The sequence below is a fragment of the Streptomyces sp. NPDC093546 genome (genome assembly GCF_044765045.1).
In the GTDB taxonomy this organism is placed as follows: domain Bacteria; phylum Actinomycetota; class Actinomycetes; order Streptomycetales; family Streptomycetaceae; genus Streptomyces.
The window spans coordinates 408,251-423,422 of record NZ_JBIWJG010000002.1 but is presented as its reverse complement, the minus strand read 5'-3'; the positions used below and the strand labels follow the sequence as shown (position 1 = coordinate 423,422).

Annotated in this window: 18 protein-coding genes and 1 pseudogene; 6 read left to right on the top strand and 13 right to left on the bottom strand. The window is 72.8% G+C overall.

Annotated elements, in window-relative coordinates:
- Window positions 1–25: 25 nt before the first annotated feature.
- The 3 genes from ACIRNI_RS05070 to ACIRNI_RS05060 all read right to left on the bottom strand — a co-directional run bounded on the left by ACIRNI_RS05070 (window position 26) and on the right by ACIRNI_RS05060 (window position 948).
- Complete coding sequence (locus ACIRNI_RS05070) at window positions 26–169, bottom strand: hypothetical protein (protein ID WP_403548410.1); 144 nt, start codon at window positions 167–169, stop codon at window positions 26–28.
- A gap of 150 nt (window positions 170–319) precedes the next feature.
- Entirely contained in the window at window positions 320–490 is a 171-nt protein-coding gene (locus tag ACIRNI_RS05065) for a hypothetical protein (protein ID WP_403548408.1), read from the bottom strand.
- Complete coding sequence (locus ACIRNI_RS05060) at window positions 487–948, bottom strand: hypothetical protein (RefSeq protein WP_403548406.1); 462 nt, start codon at window positions 946–948, stop codon at window positions 487–489. Before ACIRNI_RS05060 ends, ACIRNI_RS05065 begins: the two co-directional genes overlap by 4 nt.
- 352 nt (window positions 949–1,300) lie before the next feature.
- On the opposite strand from ACIRNI_RS05060, the gene ACIRNI_RS05055 reads away from it, so the two are divergent.
- A complete protein-coding gene (locus tag ACIRNI_RS05055; protein ID WP_403548824.1) occupies window positions 1,301–2,407 on the top strand; it encodes a helix-turn-helix domain-containing protein in 1,107 nt (368 codons plus the stop codon).
- A 13-nt stretch (window positions 2,408–2,420) separates the two neighbouring features.
- Window positions 2,421–3,005: an HD family hydrolase gene (locus tag ACIRNI_RS05050; protein ID WP_403548404.1), complete on the top strand. Its 585-nt coding sequence runs from the start codon at window positions 2,421–2,423 to the stop codon at window positions 3,003–3,005.
- A gap of 47 nt (window positions 3,006–3,052) precedes the next feature.
- Here the strand turns inward: ACIRNI_RS05050 and ACIRNI_RS05045 are convergent, their stop codons facing one another.
- The 5 genes and pseudogenes from ACIRNI_RS05045 to ACIRNI_RS05025 form a co-directional block, all read right to left on the bottom strand.
- The gene (locus ACIRNI_RS05045) at window positions 3,053–3,367 is read right to left on the bottom strand and encodes a hypothetical protein (protein WP_403548402.1); all 315 of its coding nucleotides are present in this window, start codon (window positions 3,365–3,367) and stop codon (window positions 3,053–3,055) included.
- A 1-nt stretch (window position 3,368) separates the two neighbouring features.
- Window positions 3,369–3,931: pseudogene (locus ACIRNI_RS05040) on the bottom strand (DinB family protein).
- Between the two features lie 123 nt (window positions 3,932–4,054).
- Window positions 4,055–6,154 carry an iron ABC transporter permease gene (locus tag ACIRNI_RS05035; RefSeq protein WP_403548400.1) on the bottom strand — a complete coding sequence of 700 codons (2,100 nt, stop codon included), beginning with the start codon at window positions 6,152–6,154 and terminating at the stop codon, window positions 4,055–4,057.
- Entirely contained in the window at window positions 6,154–7,158 is a 1,005-nt protein-coding gene (locus tag ACIRNI_RS05030) for an ABC transporter substrate-binding protein (protein ID WP_403548398.1), read from the bottom strand. The genes ACIRNI_RS05035 and ACIRNI_RS05030 overlap by 1 nt, the downstream gene beginning before the upstream one ends.
- A 61-nt stretch (window positions 7,159–7,219) precedes the next feature.
- Window positions 7,220–8,038, bottom strand: coding sequence for an ABC transporter ATP-binding protein (locus ACIRNI_RS05025; protein ID WP_403548396.1), 819 nt, complete (start codon window positions 8,036–8,038; stop codon window positions 7,220–7,222).
- Window positions 8,039–8,290: 252 nt separating this feature from the next.
- Between ACIRNI_RS05025 and ACIRNI_RS05020 the strand changes: the two genes are divergently transcribed.
- The 4 genes from ACIRNI_RS05020 to ACIRNI_RS05005 all read left to right on the top strand — a co-directional run bounded on the left by ACIRNI_RS05020 (window position 8,291) and on the right by ACIRNI_RS05005 (window position 9,934).
- Window positions 8,291–8,722 carry a hypothetical protein gene (locus ACIRNI_RS05020; protein WP_403548394.1) on the top strand — a complete coding sequence of 144 codons (432 nt, stop codon included), beginning with the start codon at window positions 8,291–8,293 and terminating at the stop codon, window positions 8,720–8,722.
- Between the two features lie 162 nt (window positions 8,723–8,884).
- Window positions 8,885–9,241, top strand: coding sequence for a PRC-barrel domain-containing protein (locus ACIRNI_RS05015; RefSeq protein WP_403548392.1), 357 nt, complete (start codon window positions 8,885–8,887; stop codon window positions 9,239–9,241).
- A 33-nt stretch (window positions 9,242–9,274) separates the two neighbouring features.
- Window positions 9,275–9,445: a hypothetical protein gene (locus ACIRNI_RS05010; protein WP_403548390.1), complete on the top strand. Its 171-nt coding sequence runs from the start codon at window positions 9,275–9,277 to the stop codon at window positions 9,443–9,445.
- A 48-nt stretch (window positions 9,446–9,493) separates the two neighbouring features.
- A complete protein-coding gene (locus tag ACIRNI_RS05005; protein WP_403548389.1) occupies window positions 9,494–9,934 on the top strand; it encodes a hypothetical protein in 441 nt (146 codons plus the stop codon).
- A gap of 7 nt (window positions 9,935–9,941) precedes the next feature.
- Here ACIRNI_RS05005 and ACIRNI_RS05000 read toward each other — a convergent pair whose 3' ends face one another.
- The 5 genes from ACIRNI_RS05000 to ACIRNI_RS04980 all read right to left on the bottom strand — a co-directional run bounded on the left by ACIRNI_RS05000 (window position 9,942) and on the right by ACIRNI_RS04980 (window position 15,162).
- A complete protein-coding gene (locus ACIRNI_RS05000) occupies window positions 9,942–10,826 on the bottom strand; it encodes a universal stress protein (RefSeq protein WP_403548387.1) in 885 nt (294 codons plus the stop codon).
- Window positions 10,827–11,000: 174 nt separating this feature from the next.
- A complete protein-coding gene (locus ACIRNI_RS04995; protein WP_403548385.1) occupies window positions 11,001–11,582 on the bottom strand; it encodes a YdeI family protein in 582 nt (193 codons plus the stop codon).
- A 44-nt stretch (window positions 11,583–11,626) separates the two neighbouring features.
- Window positions 11,627–13,024: a dihydrolipoyl dehydrogenase family protein gene (locus tag ACIRNI_RS04990; RefSeq protein ID WP_403548383.1), complete on the bottom strand. Its 1,398-nt coding sequence runs from the start codon at window positions 13,022–13,024 to the stop codon at window positions 11,627–11,629.
- A 19-nt stretch (window positions 13,025–13,043) separates the two neighbouring features.
- Window positions 13,044–13,814 carry a potassium channel family protein gene (locus ACIRNI_RS04985; protein WP_403548381.1) on the bottom strand — a complete coding sequence of 257 codons (771 nt, stop codon included), beginning with the start codon at window positions 13,812–13,814 and terminating at the stop codon, window positions 13,044–13,046.
- Window positions 13,807–15,162: a TrkH family potassium uptake protein gene (locus ACIRNI_RS04980; RefSeq protein ID WP_403548379.1), complete on the bottom strand. Its 1,356-nt coding sequence runs from the start codon at window positions 15,160–15,162 to the stop codon at window positions 13,807–13,809. Before ACIRNI_RS04980 ends, ACIRNI_RS04985 begins: the two co-directional genes overlap by 8 nt.
- Window positions 15,163–15,172 lie beyond the last annotated feature (10 nt).

Here is a 15,172-nt window from a genome sequence, read left to right as displayed (position 1 = left end):
CGCCCCCGCCTCTGTGCGGACGTGCCTACTTGCGGCCGCAGCCCTGACCGTCGCCGCATCCGCCGGACGGATTGCCGCCCTTGCCGTCGCTGTCGCCGCGGTCCTTGGGGTCGGCCTTGACCTGGTCGATGCGGTATCGCATGGTGACCTCCGGGTGTGCTGTCGGCACGGAGTCCGTCTCCGTGTCGTCGTGCGCACGTGCGTGGGGCCAGCCCTCCTTGTGGGTGGCCCGACCCGCTCCGGTCGTGGTCCTGCCAGGGAATGTCGACCGGGGCGGGGTTCATGGGGCCGCGCGCTGGCGCGGGCCTCAGCGCGGCTGCTACGCAGCCCGGTGCCCCGGAGCGACGCCCGTGCGCGGGGCGCAGGTCTCGTGCCGGTAGTTGTCCGGGTGGGCACCGGACCCGGCCTCGACTGTCTCGATACGGACGGCCTCGCCCCAGATCGGGCGGTCGCAGTGCACGCAGAACACCCGGCCGGACGCCGCCGTCATGACCGCCCCCGCGCGTACGCCCGCAGCAGGTGGGCGCGCAGCAGCTCGGCGTCCGTGAGTACGCCGTCGCCGACGGGCGGGTACAACCACGTCCGGCCGCGGCGGGTCCCACCCGGCGCCGGGCAGAGCAGCGCGCCGCCGCGCCCGGCGCATACGGTGCCGCCCAACGGCTCCCAGGTGGCAGCGGTACCGACCGGCACGAGGAACTCGACGGTCTGGCGCGGCCGGCAGTACAGCACCGGCCCCAGCGACACGGACGCGTTCGCCAAGGCGTCGAGGGCGCGCACACCCAGGCACTCGGTGGCCCGCACGACGTCGAACCGCACACCGAGCGGTACCTCGGCGAGGGCGTAGGCGCTGTCGGCCCATGCGGCCAGGATGATCGACGGCGGCTCCATCACGGAGGCGAGCCACATCGCGCCCGCACCGCCCCGGCCCGGCGGTGCCGGGGCGCTCACGGCGCGGGCTCCGGCGCGGGGAGCACCTCGTACAGGGGCTTGATGCCGCGCTGCTCGGCGCATGAGCGGTGCGCGAGTACAGGGCGGTCACGGCCAGGGTTACTGACGACGACCCGAATACAGACCTCGGCCCCGCTTTCGGGGCAGTAGACGCACCCCCGCTCCTCCTGAGCCCGGCGCACGGCCACCCTCCCAACCTTCTCGACAGCCTCCACGATCCAACCCCTTCCGCTACGCTGAGTTGCCACTCGTCACTGACTAAGACGTTAGAAATCGACGGCGTCGACCTGAACTGACCGTGAGTACGGGTTGGCGTTGCGGTACCAAAGGCAAGGGGGCCCGCGTGCTCGGCATCCAGCGCTCCACCCCGACCAGCAGTCAGGGATCGCCCTCGCGTGGTCGCAGCGGCCTTGTTTCTGGCTACACGTTGCGGCTCGTTCGCGAGCAGTTGGGACACACGCAGGAGACCCTTGCGGAGCAACTGCGGGTATCCGCCGACACCATCGCCGGGTGGGAATCGGGACGACGGCCGCTTACCGCTGTGCCAACCGGCCAGATCCTCGTACACCGGCACCGCCTCTTTCGGCTCGGTGCGGCACCAGCCCTGCTTTCCACTCTTGAACGGGCGATGGAGGCAGACATCCTCCTGGCCAGTGCTCTGGATGACGATCTGGCGCCTGAGGACAGCCCCATCGGGGCGTGGGTGATGCAGCGCGACCTAGTGGAGGTCGTTGCCTGGCCGCTCAACGGCATCCCTCCGTCGCCACTCCGCAATCTGCCTCCGCCGCCGCGCCCCCGCCGTGGTCCCATTCCGAACGCCCCGGAGATGCCCGCCGCCGAGCTCCGTCACTTCTTTGCCCAGATGCGTCGTGCCGCCGAGCGTTCGCGGGGATCCGAGCACTTCCTCCTCCGACGTCAGGCCCTCTACCTGGCCGGGTACGACACAGCCGCCGACACATCTGAGTGGCTCAGGCACCAGCAACGAACCGAGCGGCCCGGCGACTGGCTCACTCGCTGGCTGAACAGCCGGTCGGTCGCCGCGGTCGCCGCGCGCCAAGGAGACCGCGACCGCATGGGGCACTTCATCGGCACGCTGCTCGATGACGACACGAGCGAGGCCGCCAACCTCAACTACTGGGCCTACTGGGTAGGTGAAGCCGTACACGTCGAGCTGAGCGATGACTTCATCGCCACACCTCGGCCTGGACCTTGGTCGGGGGACAAACTGATGCGCCACCTTGTCCGGGGGCTGACCCCGGAGCATGGGTTCTTCGATCTCAATGTCCACACCTTGTGGGCTCTGCTCACAGCGCGGCCTCACCTGCTGAGGGGCGCAACAGACGCTACTCAGGCCCTTCGAGAACGCCTGCCGATGATGTTGGATAGCGGAGAGCTCTCGACACAGGCACGCCGGGAGCTGGACGGCATCCGGTACGCGATCCGCCTCGCCGAGGCGTGAGAGGAGACGGACGGTGGCTGAAGACCTGTCCGCGGTGGCCCGCTTCCTGTACGAAGCGGGGACACTCAAGCACACACGGCGCACTGGATGGTGGATGGCGGGCGTGCGGGACCCGGAGAGCGTCGCGGAACACGCCTGGCGCACCTCCCTCATCGCCTCGGTCATCGCCAAGCTGGAAGGCGCCGACCCTGCGCGCGCCGCGCTGCTCGCGGTGTGGCACGACTCTCAGGAGACGCGCACGGGCGACGTGAACTACCTCGGCAAGAAGTACGCGGCGCAGGCCGACCCAGAAGCCGTCACGGCCGACCAAGTGGCCGGCATGCCGGAGGTACTCGCCTCGGCGGTACGGGAGCTTGTCGCGGAGTACGAGGCCAAGAAAAGCCCCGAAGCGGTGTGCGCCCGTGACGCCGACAAGCTGGAGTGCATGCTCCAGGGCCTTGAGTACAAGGAACAGGGGTACGGCAACGCACAGCGCTGGGTCGAGAACAGCCGCGACCGCCTGGTGACCGACACAGCGAAGCGCCTGGCGGAGGAGCTCCTTGGTCAGAACGGACTGACCTGGCTTCGGGCCGCACTGGGCGAGAAACGGAACGGTTGATCCCACGCCCGCGTACCGGGGCACCTCTGCAGGCGCTGTAACCATCGTCAGGACGTGAGGCCCTGCGCAGGGCAGTGCGATGCTTCCGCGTCCAGCGCGGTGCCCTCCGCGTCGGTGAGATGGAAGCAGTGGCCGTTGGCCCACACCGTGACGGCGTCGGGGCGGTGGTCGACACGGAACGGCTCGTCCCCGCGCAACGTCCCGGACCAGGAGCGATCGCCCGACGGCGAGTGCGTAACAACGACACGGCTCTGCCCCGGCTCGATCAGGTGGACTTCGGCCCAGGGCTCCACGGTCAGCTCCAGAGGCGAATCACCGCCGTTGCCGAGCACCAGCCGGGCTGTGTCCCCGGTGAACAACATGTCAGCCATCCCTGCGCGCCCGCCACAAGTCCCGCAGCAGTCCGATCTCCGCCATGTGGTGGATGAGTTCCAGGTTGGCCCCCGACAGCACGCCGATGTACGGGTCGTCGGCGTCGGAGGCGTACGGGTACTGCGAGAGGCCCACCGTGTCGAGCTGCTCCTCGGTGACCGTGGCGACGCTGTCGCGCCAGCGGTCGACGGTCGTCCAGAAGCGTTCCACCGCCTCGGTGGCCGAGGGGGTGAAGTCGACCATCAGCTTCGGGTCCTGCCGCCGTTCGCCGAAGGTCCATTCCCAGCCGCCGGCGAACTGGTGGTGCAGATGCCCGAGACGCCACGCGATGGTCGTCACCGGCGTCTCGTCGGGCTCGGGCTCGCCGGTGTGGGCGAGGACCTCCTCGACCCGTGCGACGCTGACGCTCCAGTCCTCGGCGATCTTCTCCACGGTCATGCCGCTTGAGGCCTGGCGGGCGACCTCGGCGTGCGGACGCGGGCCATGTCCCGGGCCTTGTCGAACTGCTCCAGCAGGATGCCCAGACGGTCGGTTCGTACGCCCTCGGTCCCCATGCCCCGCCCCTTCGTGGTCCGCCTCGGCGCTCGGCGCGCTCAGGCGGAAGGTAGCGGCTCACCGCGCGGGGCGCGACAGGGTTCCCGGCTTGCCCCCGGCGTGACTCCGCCGGGGGCCGGGTCTCACACCTCCCGCGTCCGCCGCAGCAGCCACACCAGGTACGGCGCCCCCACCAGCGCGGTGACGATGCCCACCGGGATCTCCGTCGGGGCCAGCAGCCAGCGGCCCAACGCGTCCGAGGAGACCACCAGGACGGAGCCGAGCACCGCCGCCATCGGGACCATGCGGGCCGTGCCGCTGCCGACGACGCGGCGGGCCAGGTGCGGGGCGACCAGGCCGACGAAGCCGACCGCGCCGACCGCCGCCGCCGTGCCCGCCGCGAGGACCGCGCCCGCGCCGAGGACCAGCAGCCGGGCGCGGCCCAGCTCCAGGCCCAGGGCGCGCGGCAGTTCGTCGCCGAGCGACAGCAGGTTCACCGGCCGCGCGGCGGCCACCAGCCCCACCGCGACCAGCGCGGGCACCGCGAGCCAGGCCAGCGCCGAGAAGTCGCGGGCGTACGTGCTGCCCGCGAGCCAGCCGAGCGCCGCGGAGATGTTCATCTGCGCGCCGACGACCATGATGTTGACCAGGGCCATCGCGGTGGCGGCCGCGCCCAGGCCGACCAGCACCACCCGGGTCGGGTCGAGCCCGCCCCGGCCGCCCTTGGCGCTGCCCCGCGCCACCAGCAGCACGACCGCGAGCATCAGCACGCCGCCGACCGCGGCCGCCGCCGGCAGCGCCACCAGCGGCGCCGACGGTACGACGAGGATGACGGCGACCGCGCCCAGCGAGGCGCCGCCGGTCACGCCGACGAGTCCCGGTTCCGCCAGCGGGTTGCGGACGACGGCCTGGACGGCGGCGCCGGCGACGGCCAGGCAGGCCCCGGCCAGGGCGGCGACCAGGACGCGCGGCAGCCGGTAGGCCACCACGGACTCGGTGATCTGGTCGGCGGTGGAGAACAGCGCGGTGACGAGCCCGCCCCAGCTGATCTGTACGTCACCGACGCGCAGCGAGACCGCGATCGCCAGCGCCAGCGCGGCCAGCCCGCCGCCGAGGACGACGGCGTACGCCGGAGCGCGCCGCTGGTCGGAGACCGCGACCGCCGCGCCCGTGTCGGCGTCGCCGGTGCTGACCCGGCGCGCGAGCAGCATGAAGACCGGGCCGCCGATGAGCGCCGTGACCACGCCGACCGGGATCTCGGCGGGCTGCGTCGCGGACGGCCGCACGATCAGCTGCGCCGCCGCGTCCGCGCCGAGCACCAGCGCCGCCGCCAGCAGCGCCGCCATCGGCATCATCGCCGCGTGCGCGCGGACGCCCAACTGCCGTACGACGACGGGCGCGATCAGCCCGACGAAGCCGATCGGGCCGGCGAGCGAGACGGCGGCCGCGGACAGCAGCACCGCGACGAGGAAGGCCGCCGGGCGGATGCGTTCGACGCGTACGCCCATGGCCTGGGCGGTCTCGTCGCCGAGCGACAGCAGGTCCAGCGGCCGGGCCAGCAGCGGGGCGATCAGCGCGCCCGCGAGGACGACCGCGCCGAGGACCAGCGGCCGCTCCAGGCCGGACTGCATCAGGGTGCCGTTGCCCCAGAAGAACAGCCCGCGCGTGGCGTTCACGTCGAGCATCTGGAGGAACTCGGCCCCGGCGGTCGCGGCCAGCGCCACCGTCGCCCCGGCGAGCAGCACCTTGCCGGGCGTCATCACGCCGCCGCTGCTGAGCGCGTACACGACGGCGACCGCGACGAGCCCGCCAAGGAGCGCCGCCCCGCCGGCGGGCAGCGGGCCGAGGCTGACGCCGGTGAAGGCGACGAGTACGACGGCCAGGTACGCGCCCGCGTTGACGCCGAGCGTGTCGGGCGCGGCGAGCGGGTTGCGGGTGGCGCCCTGGACGAGCACGCCGGAGACGCCGAGCGCGACGCCGACGACGAGCCCGGTCAGGGTGCGCGGCAGGCGGCTGCCCATCAGCACGTCGCGGGTGCGCGCGTCGCCGTGGCCGAGGAGCAGGTCCACGATGTCGCCGATGCCCACGCCGGACACCCCGAGACCGAGGTGGACCACGGCGACCAGGCACAGGAGCAGCGACAGGGCGCCGCCCACGAGCAGAGCCCGTGGGCGGCGGCTGCCGAGCGGACGCGGACGCGGACGGGCGGGCGCGGGGGCCGCCGTCAGTCCTTCCCGAGCCATCAGACCTTCAGGGCCTTGCCGGTCTCGTCGAGGATGTGCAGCGCCGACAGCGGGCCACCGAAGAGCCAGGTGCCCGGGTCGAGCGGCAGCGCCTTGTCGTCCTTGACGAACGGCAGGCCCTTCCAGACGGCGTTGTCCTTGAAGGCGCCGGTGAAGGGGTTGTCGTTGTCGGCGGCGACGTACAGGAAGGTGGCGTCCTTCTCGACCTGGGTCAGGCCCTCGACGCCGACGGTGGTCATGCCCCACGCGTCCGGCTGGCCCTTCCAGCCGTTCTTCATCCCGGCCAGGCCCAGCACCTGCGGCGCGATGGCGTCGTCCGTGAGCATGCGGATCGAGGCCGTGCCGTTGGCGGTGAAGCCCTGCGCGAGCGCGTACTTCAGGCCGCCCTTGCCGGCCTTGTCGAGACGCGCCTTGAGGTCGGCGGCCTTGGTGTCGATCTGCTTCGTGACCTCGGCGGCCTTGTCCTCCTTGCCGACCGCCTTCGCCAGCTCGCCGAAGTTCTTCTTCATCGTCTCGAGCTGCGGCTTGGTGGTGTACGTGAACGACAGCACCGGCGCGATGTCCTGGAGCTGCTTGAGGTTCGCCTTGGACCGGTCGTTGTCGATCACGATGAGGTCCGGCTGGAGGGCGCGGATCTTCTCCAGGCTGGGCTCGTTGCGGTTGCCGACGTCGGTGACCTTGTCGGGGAGGGCCGCGCCCTTGGCGGTGATCCAGGTGCCGTAGCCGGCGTTGTCGGCGTTGCCGGCCGGGGTGACGCCGAGGGCGACGAGCTCCTCGGTGTACGTCCACTCCAGCGCCACGACCTTGGTGGCGGGCTTGTCGAGGGTGACCTTGCCCTGCGCGGTGTCGACGGTGATCTTGCCGCCGGCGGCCTTGTCGGCCCCGCCGGTCTTCTTGTCTCCGCCCGCGGTGTCACCGACCGTGCCGCCGCCGCAGCCGGTCGCGGTGAGTATGAGGGCCACGGCGGTACCGCCGGTCGCGAGGGCGCGCAGCATTCTCTGCATGGTCGAACTCTCCTTGTGCCTTGGGTAAGGGATGACGCGGGCGGTTCAGGAAGCGGCGCCTTCAGGACGCGGCGGACTTGCCCAGGGACGCCTCGGACCGCTGCGGGAAGCAGGCGAGGTAGCCGGTCTCCGGATCGCGTACGACGCTGACGCGCAGCCCGAAGGCGCGCTCGATGACGTCCGGGGTCAGTACGTCGTCGGCCGCGCCCGCCGCGGCGATGCCGCCGTCCGCGACCACCACGACGTCGTCGGCGTACGCCGCCGCCTGCGTCAGGTCGTGCAGCACGACGCCGCAGGCGATGCCGTGGTCGCGGGCGAGGCGCCGCACCACGTCGAGCACCTCGAACTGGTGGCGCATGTCGAGGTACGTGGTCGGCTCGTCCAGCAGCAGGACCCCGGCCCGCTGGGCCAGCACCATCGCCAGCCAGGCGCGCTGGCGCTCGCCGCCGGACAGTTCGTCGAGCCGGCGCTCGACGAGCGGCGCGGCGTCCGTGACCTCCAGGGCCCAGTCGATGGCCTCGGTGTCCTCGCCGGTGTGCCGGGCGAGGGCGCCCCGGTGGGCGTACCGCCCGTGCCGTACGAGCTCGCGGACCGTCACTCCGGCGGGGGCCTGCGAGGTCTGCGGCAGGAAGGCGAGGCGCTGGGACAGGGTGCGGCGCGCGAACGAGCCGAGCGGCGCGTCGTCGATGCGTATCTCGCCGGCGAGCGGCGGCAGCAGACCGGCGACGGTGCGCAACAGGGTCGATTTTCCGCAACCGTTGGGCCCGACGAGCACGGTGATCGCGCCGGCCCGCAGCGAGAGGTCCACCTGCTTCAGGACGGGACGGCCGCCACCATGCCCGACCTCAAGGTTTTTCGCCACCAGGCGGACATCGCCCATGGACTCCACGTCCCTTCCCCTCGGCCGGACCAACGGCGCCACCATACAACTTAGGTAAGGCACACCTTAGAGATGTCACACGAATCCGGCCGCTTGTGACCATGTCGAAATCTCCCGCACCCCCACGCGCCCCCTCCTCGCCCGTCACCACGCTTGCCCCGCCCGGAACTTGGGTATACGCGAGCGACGGATCGAGCCGCCGTAGACCGGGGCGCCTGCCGCCGGGACGGCCGGGATTGTAGGGTCGGCCGCATGACGAAGCCTGATGACCTGCTCGTGGACGTCGCGGCCACGGTGGAGTCCCAGCGGTCCAACCAGATGTCGCTGACCGTCGTGGTGAACGGCGCCGTGATCACGGGGCGGCTCGCCCCCGAGGCCGTGTGGCGCGAGCGCGTTGCCGAGGTTCTGCGGGACTCGGACCGGCTGGGCGCGTTCGCCGGCGTGTTCGGCGACGCGGGCGCCACACGCGCCGAAGCCGAGGCCGAGACCGAGACCGAGATCGAGACCGATGGTGCCGGTGGCTCCGGCGGCTCCCGCGGCTCCACCCCCTCGCACCTGCACTTCCACGTCGCCCGGATCCTCCAGGGCACGGTCGGCATCCCGGAGACGGGCGGGATGTACCGGGTGGCCATCGAGGACGTCAGCGCGTGGACGGTGGGCGACTTCAGCTACACCGACGGCTGAACGCGCGCTCCGGGCGTGCGCCGCCGGGCTCCGTGTGGCGGCGCCCGGCGTGCCGGGGCAGGCTGGACAGGGAGAGAGCGGCCGTCACGAGCGGGTGCCCGGCACCCGCGTGTCGCCTGGTCGCTCGCCCATGGCCCAGCACCCGCGCAGAGGGCGGCACGCATGATTCGGTCAGCAGACATCCGCGAGTGGCGCAACCACGACGTCGTCGACCCCAAGGGCCACAAGATCGGTGTGCTGGAGGCGGTCTACGTGGACACCGGCACCGACGAACCGGCCATGGCCACCGTACGCACCGGCCTGCCCACCCGGCAGCGCCTGGTGTTCGTCCCCCTCGACGAGGCGATCGCCGGACCGGACTACGTGAAGGTCCCGTACGCCAAGGGCGAGGTCCGCAAGGCCCCGTCCATCGACATGGACGGCGTGCTCCCGGCCGACGGCGAGGAAGCGATCTTCCAGCACTACGGCCTGCCCTACCGGGCGGGCGCCAACGGCGAACGCAGACTCGCCCGCCGCTGACGCCGCCGATCTCCACCAGGAGGTGCTCCACCCATGGCGTTGTTCCTGTTCCTGATCCTGATCGCCATCATCCTGGGCCTCATCGGCGTCGTCGTCGAAGGCCTGATGTGGCTGCTGATCATCGGCATCGTCGTCCTCGTCATCGACGTCATCTTCTTCGCCGTCCGCTGGTCCCGCCGGGGCCGTACGCGCCCCCTCAGATAGGGCGGGCAGGGCATGGACGGCAGGTAGGGAAAGGCAGGGCTCGGGGCGATGGCCGCGCCGCATCGCCACCGCTTCCACCTCGACCAGGAGGGCCACTCCATCACCGTCCTGCTCGGGCGGGCCGCGCACGACATCGAGGTCCTGGTCGACGGCAAGGTGGTCGCCGCCCGGCACGAGCACGGCCTCGGCGGCCGGGGCGTCCGCGAGCTGGCCGCCGAGCTCCCCGGCGAGCAGCCCGGCGACCCGCCGCGGCCCTTCACCGTGCTCGTGGAGGACGTGGACGGCACGCCCCTGTGCGTCATGGTGCGCGGCGGCATTCGCTATCTGATGCCGCGCGTGCCCCTGCTGCCCGAGCCGCCGCCGTACGGCACACCCGGCGCGGCCCACCCGCTGCGGCGGGTGCGCGGCCGGGTGCACCGCTGGGTGCGGCGGCTCCTGCGGCCGGTGCGGCGCGGGGTCCGGCACGCGCTCCGGCGCCTGCGGCGCTGAAAGCTCCCTAGACCTCGGCGTCGGCGTCGGCCGTCGGGACCACCAGCACCGGGCAGTGCGCCGTGTGCAGGACCTCCGCGCTGACCGAGCCGAGCAGCAGCCTGCGCAGCCCGGTGCGGCCGCGGGTGCCCACGACGAGCAGCGAGGCGTCGCGCGCGGCCTCCACCAGGAGGCTCGCGGGGCGGGTGTGCTCGATGCGCACGTCGACCTCCACCCCCGGGTGGCGGTCGCGGCGCAGCTCGGTCTCCTTGCGGAGGAAGGCCTCGGCGCCGTCGTCCATGACCGAGAAGTCGGGCGGCACCATGCCGACCGGCCCGGTCGGGACCATGCCGGGGTGGTACGCGCCGTGCACGACCTCCAGCCGCGCACCGCGCAACTCCGCCTCCACGTACGCCAGGTCGAGCGCGGCCAGCGATGCCTCCTCGGTGTCCACGCCGACCACGACCCGGTTCTCCCGAGGACCCCCGAGGCCCCCGGACCCCCCGGCCTCGCCCGCCTCTCCCGGGCGTACGACGATGACCGGGCACTCGGCGTGCGTGGCGACCTGCCAGCTGACCGACCCCAGGGGCAGCCTCGCGAAACCGCCGCTGCCCCGGTGGCCGATGACGATCATCGCGGCCTCGGCGGAGCGCTCGACCAGCACGGCGGCGGCGTGCCCGCGGGGCAGCTCACCGGCCACGGTGAGCTCCGGGAACTCGGACCGCACGGTCCGCTCGTACCGCTGGACGAGCTCCTCCTCCGCCCGGGTGACGGCGTCGCCGTCCGCCCGCACCACGTGGACGACGCGCAGCGCGGCGCCGTGCAGCACCGCCTGGCCCGCCGCGAACCGTATGAGGTCCTCCTGGCCGGGCGAGTCCTCCACGCCGACGACGACGGTGTTCGTGTCGTTCATGTCTGCTCCGTTCTCCATCGAGGACGAGACGGAACGCGTACCCGCTAGGGAGCGTCGTCAAAGTAGCGTCGTCCGCCCGAAGGGCGGACCCGGCGGCGTTGGGGCACCCCGGGCGAAGCTCTGGGGGAGCGTGCAGATGCCAGGCGAAGAGGCTGCCGAAGAGACTGAGGCTGGTCAGGCCGGTGAGGCGCCCGCCGTACGCAGCGAGGCGAGCGCCTTGTCGAGCCGGGCCCGCCGGCTCTCCGGGGTGGCGGCCTGGAGCAGCGGCAGGATCAGCAGGTAGCGGCCCGTCTTGTCGAGCGCCTCGAAGGCGCGCCGGGCGTCGGGGTCCGCGTCGAGCGCGGCCGCGAGGTCCGGCGGAACGGTGGCCGTACGCTGCGACGCGTACGCCGCCTCCCACCGCCCGTCGGCCTGGGCCTTGCGCACCTCCGCCAGGCCCGGCTCGCGCATCCGCCCGGCGGCGATCAGCGCTTCCACCTTCTCGACGTTGACCTGCGACCAGAGGCTGCGGGACCGGCGGGGCACGTACTTCTGGAGGTAGTGGCGCGCGTCGAGGGACCGCCGCTGACCGGAGATCCAGCCGTAGCAGAGGCCGATGTCGACCAGCTCGTCGGAGGTGACCGACGGAACGCCGGAGTTCTTCTTCGCCACCTTGATCCACACGCCTTCGTGGCGCATGTGGTGCTCGGCCAGCCAGCGCTCGAACGCCTCGCCGTCCGCGCACGCGATGATCTCGACCCCGTTTATTTCTTCCATGCCTCAGGCTAACCCCGGCCGTCCGCCGTCGTGGTGACGGCCCGTCAGATCCTGTCGAGGTCGGCGAGCGCGCTCTCCACCGCCCGGTGGAAGGTCGGGTACGCGTACATCATGTGGCGCAGCCGCTCCACCTCCACCTCCGCCCGCACCGCGACCGCGAGGCCGTACAGCACCTCGCCGCCCGCCGGGCCCGCAGAGGTCGCGCCGACCAGGACGCCCCGGTCGGCGTCGGCCACCACCTTGACGAGCCCTTCGTTGCCCGCCTTGTGGATCCAGCCGCGCGTCGACGACTCCACCCGCGCCGTCCCCGTACGCACCCGCAGGCCGCGCTCGCGCGCCGCGTGCTCCGTGAGCCCCACCGAGCCGACCTCGGGGTCGGTGAACGTCACGCGTGGCACGGCGCGGTAGTCGGCCTCCGGGCCCGGTTCGCCGAGGATGTCGCGTACGGCGATCTCCGCCTGGTACATCGCCACGTGCGTGAAGGCGCCGCGCCCGGTGATGTCGCCGACGGCCCACACGCCGTCGGCTCCGACCGCCCGCATGTGCCCGTCGACCTCCAGCGCGCGGGCGCCGTCCGTGTCGATCCCGACGGTCTCCAGGCCGAGGCCCGTCAGGACGGCCCGCCGACCGGTGGCCACCAGCAGCCGCCGCGCGTCCACCTCCTCACCACCGGCCTCACCACCATCCTCACCGCCGTCGAGCGTGAGCCGGAAGCCGTCCCCGTCATGGCGTACGCCTGTGGCACGCGCCCCGGTGCGCACGGTGAGCCCCTGCTCCCGCAGGACCCCCGCGACGAGCTCGCCCGCCTCCGGCTCCTCCGCCGGCAGCAGCCGGTCCGCCGCCTCCACCACCGTCACCGCCGTACCGAACCGGGCGAACGCCTGCGCCAGCTCCAGGCCGACGGCGCCGCCGCCGAGCACCAGCAGGGAGTCCGGGGCCTCCTTCGCGGAGACGGCGTCGCGGTTGGTCCAGTACGGGACCGCGTCCAGTCCGGGCACCGGCGGCGCCTGCGGGCGGCTGCCGGTCGCCACCACGACCCCGCGCCGGGCGGTGTACGTCTCGCCGTCGACCTCGACCCGCCCCGGCGCGGTGAGCCGGGCCCGTCCACGGACGAAACGGCCGCCCTTGCCGGTGAAGCGGTCCACGGCCGCGCGGTCGTCCCAGTCGTCGGTCGCCTCGTCCCGGATGCGCGCCGCGACCTGCCCGAAGTCGGGGGCCGCCGACGCCGTTCCGGCCATGCCGGGGACGCGGCCGGCCTCGGCGAGGAGGTTCCCGGCGCGGATCATCATCTTGCTCGGGATGCACGCCCAGTACGGGCACTCCCCGCCGACCAGCTCCGCCTCCACGCCGACGACGTCGAGCCCGGCCTCCGCCAGCCGCCCGGCGACGTGCTCGCCGCCCACGCCCATCCCGATCACCACGACGTCCGTCTCACGCGCCATGCGATGCCTCCCAGTCAGCTCAGCTCAGTTCCGCGAAGGTCTCCACCGCCTGCGTACGGCCGGTGACGACGATGACGTCGCCGCGCTCCATGACCGTCTCGGCGGTGGCGTACGTGAAGTCCTGCCCCGGACGCTTGATGCCGACGACCGTGACGCCGTACCGGCTGCGCACCTGGCTCTCGCCCAGCGGGATCCCGGTGGCGCCGGCGGGGGCCACGGTCTTGACGAGCGCGTAGTCGTCGTCGAACTGGATGAAGTCGAGCATCCGACCCGTGACGAGGTGGGCGACGCGCTCGCCCATCTCGTGCTCCGGCAGCACCACATGGTGGGCGCCGAGCCGTTCGAGGATCTTGCCGTGCAGGCGGCTGATCGCCTTGGCCCACAGGTTGGGCACGCCGACGTCCAGGAGGTTGGAGGTCACCAGGATGCTCGCCTCGACGTCGGTGCCGATGGCGACGACCGCGCTGGGGAACTCGTCCATGCCGAGCTGGTGCAGCACCTCGGGGTCGGTGCAGTCGGCGACGGCGGCGTGGGTGAGGGTGTCGCTGTGCTGCTGGACCAGGTGCGGGTCGGTGTCGACGCCGAGGACGTCCCAGCCGCGCCGCGTCAGCTCGTGCGCGAGCGAGCTGCCGAAGCGGCCGAGGCCGATCACGGCCACGCGCTGGTCGCGCGGCGGCCCGGGCGGACGCCGGTCCGCCCCGGCGGTGTGCCGGGCTTCGGCGGTGTCGCGCGTGCCGAGCCGTTCGCGGCGCCGTCGGCGCCGGTGCAGGAAGTGCCGGTGGTCAGCCAATGACGGGTCGCTCCTCCGGTAGCTGGTAGCGGCGGGTGCGCTCGCGCAGGGCGAGGGCCGAGACGAGCGTGATGGGCCCGAGCCGCCCCACGAACATGAGCATGATGAGAATGAGCCGGCCCGGGGTCGAGAAGTCCGCCGTGATGCCCGTGGTCAGCCCGACGGTCGCGAACGCCGACACCGCCTCGAAGAGCACCGCCTCCAGCGGCGCCGCATGCAGCGACTCCAGGGCCAGCGCCGAGGCGACGACCAGCCCCACGCCCAGCAGCGCCACGGTCAGCGCCTGGCGCAGCGTGTGCGGGGCGAGCCGGCGGCCCATCGCCTCGGAGTGCGGCTCGCCGCGCACCTCGGCGAGCATCGCCACGCCGAGCACCGCGAAGGTGGTCACCTTGATGCCCCCGGCGGTGCCCGCGCTGCCGCCGCCGATGAACATCAGCATGCAGCTCAGCAGCAGCGTGGAGGCACTCAGGCCGCCGATGTCGAGGGCGTTGAAGCCCGCGGTGCGGGTCATCGCGGAGTGGAAGAAGCCGTTCAGCACCCGCTCGCCCGTGTCGAGCGGCCCCAGCGTCGCGGGGTTGTCCCACTCCAGCAGGCAGGTCAGCACCGTACCGACGACCAGCAGCAGGGCCGTGGTGAGCAGCGTCAGCTTGGTGTGCAGCGACCAGCGGCGCCGCCCCGTCGTACGCCGCCGGCGGCGGTGGCGCGCCACCTCCAGCAGCACCGGGAAGCCGAGGCCGCCGAGGATGACGGCGGCCGCGACGGGCAGCGTCACCCACGGATCGCGGGCGTACGGCGTGAGGTTGTCGGCGTGCAGCCCGAACCCCGCGTTGTTGAACGCTGACACCGCGTGGAAGAACCCCGAGTACACCGCGTCGCCGACGCCCCGGTCGTACCCGAACCGCAGCCGCAGGGCCAGGACGGCCCCGATCGCCAGCTCCACGACGAGCGTGGAGACCGCCACGCCGAGCAGCACGCGGCGTACGTCGCCGATGCCGAGGCTCTTCGTCTCCGCCGCCGCTGTCAGCTGCATCCGCAGGCGCAGTCGGCCCGACACGAGCAGGGCGAGCAGCGAGGCCAGGGTCATGATGCCGAAGCCGCCGACCTGGATGAGCGCCAGGATGACGCCCTCGCCGAAGCCGCTCCAGTACGTGCCGGTGTCGACGACCACGAGCCCGGTCACGCACACGGCGGAGGTGGCGGTGAACAGCGCGGTGACGGCGTCCGTGGCGTGGCCGTCCTGGGTGGCGGGCGGCAGGGCCAGCAGCGCCGTGCCTGCGAGGACGGCGACGGCGAAGGCCACGACGACCGTACGGGCCGGGTGCCTGGTGAGGGTGCGCCGCCGGTACACGGGAGTCGTC

Coding starts and splice junctions, on each gene's coding strand:
- ACIRNI_RS05030 (WP_403548398.1), bottom strand. CDS start 7,158: ATGCAGAGAATGCTGCGCGCCCTCGCGACCGGCGGTACCGCCGTGGCC.
- ACIRNI_RS04990 (WP_403548383.1), bottom strand. CDS start 13,024: ATGGCGCGTGAGACGGACGTCGTGGTGATCGGGATGGGCGTGGGCGGC.
- ACIRNI_RS05000 (WP_403548387.1), bottom strand. CDS start 10,826: ATGAACGACACGAACACCGTCGTCGTCGGCGTGGAGGACTCGCCCGGC.
- ACIRNI_RS04995 (WP_403548385.1), bottom strand. CDS start 11,582: ATGGAAGAAATAAACGGGGTCGAGATCATCGCGTGCGCGGACGGCGAG.
- ACIRNI_RS05020 (WP_403548394.1), top strand. CDS start 8,291: ATGACGAAGCCTGATGACCTGCTCGTGGACGTCGCGGCCACGGTGGAG.
- ACIRNI_RS05065 (WP_403548408.1), bottom strand. CDS start 490: ATGACGGCGGCGTCCGGCCGGGTGTTCTGCGTGCACTGCGACCGCCCG.
- ACIRNI_RS05015 (WP_403548392.1), top strand. CDS start 8,885: ATGATTCGGTCAGCAGACATCCGCGAGTGGCGCAACCACGACGTCGTC.
- ACIRNI_RS05010 (WP_403548390.1), top strand. CDS start 9,275: ATGGCGTTGTTCCTGTTCCTGATCCTGATCGCCATCATCCTGGGCCTC.
- ACIRNI_RS05045 (WP_403548402.1), bottom strand. CDS start 3,367: ATGTTGTTCACCGGGGACACAGCCCGGCTGGTGCTCGGCAACGGCGGT.
- ACIRNI_RS05005 (WP_403548389.1), top strand. CDS start 9,494: ATGGCCGCGCCGCATCGCCACCGCTTCCACCTCGACCAGGAGGGCCAC.
- ACIRNI_RS05035 (WP_403548400.1), bottom strand. CDS start 6,154: ATGGCTCGGGAAGGACTGACGGCGGCCCCCGCGCCCGCCCGTCCGCGT.
- ACIRNI_RS05025 (WP_403548396.1), bottom strand. CDS start 8,038: ATGGGCGATGTCCGCCTGGTGGCGAAAAACCTTGAGGTCGGGCATGGT.